The sequence below is a fragment of the Vibrio sp. 10N.222.55.C6 genome (genome assembly GCF_041473395.1).
Taxonomy (GTDB): Bacteria; Pseudomonadota; Gammaproteobacteria; order Enterobacterales; family Vibrionaceae; genus Vibrio; species Vibrio crassostreae_C.
Window position 1 is genome coordinate 1 of sequence record NZ_JBFRSD010000585.1, and the last position, 298, is coordinate 298.

The window sequence follows — 298 nt, forward strand, 5'->3', positions numbered from 1 at the left end:
CGACGATATTGATACCTTTGAATCTGAACCTTACTGCTACCCACAAAACATCTTGGGTGACGAACATAAACAGTTCGGCCTAGGTCGTAATGCATGGCTGTCTGGTACTTCATCTTGGACATACGTGGCAGGTACGCAGTGGATTCTAGGTGTTCGACCTGAAATTGATGGCTTGCTGGTGGACCCTTGTATTCCGGCTGAGTGGCCTGAGTTTAAGGTCCGTCGTCAGTTCCGTGGTGCGACGTATCATATTCATGTCACAAACCCGAATAACGTATGTAAGGGCGTGGTTGAGATG

Annotated in this window: 1 protein-coding gene; it reads left to right on the forward strand. The window is 48.3% G+C overall.

Annotation, left to right across the window (positions count from 1 at the left end; translation table 11 throughout):
- Nucleotides 1–298: GH36-type glycosyl hydrolase domain-containing protein (locus AB4486_RS25205; RefSeq protein WP_372119446.1), on the forward strand; the 298-nt coding region annotated here is incomplete at both ends.